The organism is Helicobacter didelphidarum (genome assembly GCF_003364195.1).
Lineage (GTDB): Bacteria > Campylobacterota > Campylobacteria > Campylobacterales > Helicobacteraceae > Helicobacter_A > Helicobacter_A didelphidarum.
On record NZ_NXLQ01000087.1, the window covers coordinates 1 to 2527 of the forward strand.

5 protein-coding genes and 1 pseudogene are annotated in these 2527 nt (G+C 29.1%); all 6 read left to right on the forward strand.

From position 1 onward, the window contains the following. Nucleotides 1-485, forward strand: a 485-nt coding sequence (locus CQA53_RS12650) for a hypothetical protein (RefSeq protein ID WP_181882462.1), incomplete at its 5' end; no start/stop codon positions are given. A 13-nt stretch (nt 486-498) separates the two neighbouring features. After that, nucleotides 499-840: a hypothetical protein gene (locus CQA53_RS10840; RefSeq protein ID WP_115543957.1), complete on the forward strand. Its 342-nt coding sequence runs from the start codon at nt 499-501 to the stop codon at nt 838-840. Continuing rightward, nucleotides 837-1181, forward strand: coding sequence for a hypothetical protein (locus CQA53_RS10845; RefSeq protein ID WP_115543958.1), 345 nt, complete (start codon nt 837-839; stop codon nt 1179-1181). Before CQA53_RS10840 ends, CQA53_RS10845 begins: the two co-directional genes overlap by 4 nt. Nucleotides 1182-1200: 19 nt before the next feature. Further along, a complete protein-coding gene (locus tag CQA53_RS10850) occupies nt 1201-1527 on the forward strand; it encodes a hypothetical protein (RefSeq protein ID WP_115543959.1) in 327 nt (108 codons plus the stop codon). Continuing rightward, nucleotides 1524-1841, forward strand: coding sequence for a hypothetical protein (locus CQA53_RS10855; RefSeq protein ID WP_115543960.1), 318 nt, complete (start codon nt 1524-1526; stop codon nt 1839-1841). The genes CQA53_RS10850 and CQA53_RS10855 overlap by 4 nt, the downstream gene beginning before the upstream one ends. A 12-nt stretch (nt 1842-1853) precedes the next feature. Then, a pseudogene (locus CQA53_RS12655) lies at nt 1854-2527 on the forward strand (hypothetical protein); the annotation flags it as partial.

Genomic DNA, 2527 nt, shown 5'->3' on the forward strand with positions numbered 1-2527 from the left:
TAGTGAAAATCCCTATTTACTCACATATCAAAGCAAAGCTAGAATCCAAAGGACTAGATTCTATCACAAGTGGGCAAATTGCGTGGTTTGTGTGTAGTGGAGTTTTTGCTTCAATTTTTTCTTTTTTCATTGCACAATATCTTAATAAAGATACTATTGGACCAGATACCATAAATATATTTTTTATTATATATTTTTTTATTTTTGGCATATCTTGGTTTGCACTCTTGAGTATTCATAAATTATTTTGGCTTATTAATGCTTCTTATATTTTGATTTTTATTCTAGCTTCTTGTTTGTATGATTTATTAAAAGAGCTTTCTATACAAATTGTAGCAATTTCATGTATTTTACTTCCATTTATTTGGTTTTTTTCAGAGCTACCTTTGAAATTTAAGTTTTTATTTTTCTTGATATATTTATATTTTGGATACCCTATAATTATAAGTGCTTGGCAAGTAAATGGAGGGTTACCTCTAAGATGATAAGGAAAAAACTATGAAATATTATGTAACAATTTATATTGATGAACTATTTGAGAAAGAACTACTTAATTTTGATGACTTTACCCACGCATTTCTAGGACTCACCAAAGATAAATCACCTGATGAATTAGATAAGATAAAACTTGAAAGAGATGTAAAATATTGGGATTATAGTCTTGGTAAAATGGTTACTTTTAGGAAAGAAGAATATAAATGGTATGAAACAATGGATACAAATGAATATAATGATGGCTTTTGGGGGTTTGGCACGGCTAATGGTGATTTAGGGATAATAGGTAAGGCAGCAGGGAAAGTTTTTGAAAACAATCAATATGTAGCAAGGGTGTATCTATGAATAATAAATTTAGCTTTAGTAAATTTGTAGTAGATTGTATTATAAGCTTTGGAGTGATGGTAGTATCTACAATAGTCTTATTTATGCCTATTGGTATTATTGTTGGTATGATATATTCTTTGTTTGAAAAATTATTTTATATTAACTTTAATATTAATGGTATATATCAATATCCATTGATTATTTTTATTTGCAATACTATAATCCTTTTTCTTTTTTTCTATATAAAAAAGAACCCTTTTGCAAAAATCAACAAAGCGAGTCTTGTATTTTGTTATGCTATTTTGACAACTTTTTGGTGGAAATTAGCTTATAATTTAGCTCATGGATATATTTACTAGCAATAAAGGAAAATCTCTTATGAAATATTATGTAACCATATACATTCACCCAATGCAAAATAATATTCCTCACGCTTTCTTAGGACTTACTCACACTCACCCCGATGAACTTGATAAGCAAGGATATATTGAGATACAAAAATATTCTAATCCACGACCTGATTTGCTCTTAGGAGGTAATTTTAACAATATCACAGAATCTCAAGGCAAATGGTATGAGCAAATCTATCCTAGTATTTTAAGTGATGATTTTAAAGGGGAGGGATTCTTTGGATTCGCTCCCGTGGAATCTGCTTTTAATCATTGGGGGAAAGTCTATGAGAATAATCAAAAGGAGATTCTATGAATAAAAAATTTAATTTTGGTAAATTTATTTTAGATTGTATTATAAGCTTTATAGCAATTATTATATCAATGATAGCTTTTGGGAAATTACTTTATTATTTTTATTTTTTAGTTGGAAAATCATCATTAGGGCTATTTAGGTGCAGTTGGTATGATATAGCGTTAGAGTTAAGTATAACATCATTTATATTGCCACTAATATTGTATAAATTCTATAAATTTTATAAAATAAGTTTTATAATCTGCTGTGTAATATCTATAGCTTTTGTATGGCTCTGTGCTTATGGATTTTGTAATAGTGCGGGTATTAAATAAAAAGGATTTTCTATGTCGTATTATATAACTTTATATATTAATCCAATATCTTTTATGAATCGTGGTGAAATGGTAGCTGTCCCTCACGCATTCTTAGGACTTACTCATACTCACCCCGATAGATTAGATATTCAAGATAATGAAAAACAAAAAGAAGCCCTCGCCAATAAAGATTGGGATAATGTGGATTCTAAATGGTATAAACAAATCTATCCTAGTATTTTAAGCGATGATTTTAAGGAAGAAGGATTCTTTGGATTTGGACCTGTGGAAACTGCACCTAGTCATTGGGGGAAAGTGTATGAGAATAATCAGTATATCGATAAATGGGGAGGTGAGCTTATCGGGTATTATCAAGTAAATAGAGATAAAGTTACTTTTACAGATAAATCTAATCGCTGTATATTTAGGGTATCAGAGTTTCAATATAATAAATTATTAGAATTTATCAAGCAAGATGTAAATCTTACAAAAGATAGAAATCCTAATATGAACAAAGACGATAACCAGCTTTTAAACCCAGCCTTAAATCTATATTACAATTCTAATCCTTTAAATATTACTTATCCTTATCACAACTGCACCACTTGGGCTTTAAATAAACTTGAATCTATCGGTATAGAAGTCTTAAGCGATGATAAAGGACGCAAAGAATGGCTACCTGATGCACCGATATTTGATGATTT

What these genes read in the sequence shown, in the direction of transcription:
- CQA53_RS10840 (WP_115543957.1), top strand. Translation starts at nt 499, where the DNA reads ATGAAATATTATGTAACAATTTATATTGATGAACTATTTGAGAAAGAA.
- CQA53_RS10845 (WP_115543958.1), top strand. Translation starts at nt 837, where the DNA reads ATGAATAATAAATTTAGCTTTAGTAAATTTGTAGTAGATTGTATTATA.
- CQA53_RS10850 (WP_115543959.1), top strand. Translation starts at nt 1,201, where the DNA reads ATGAAATATTATGTAACCATATACATTCACCCAATGCAAAATAATATT.
- CQA53_RS10855 (WP_115543960.1), top strand. Translation starts at nt 1,524, where the DNA reads ATGAATAAAAAATTTAATTTTGGTAAATTTATTTTAGATTGTATTATA.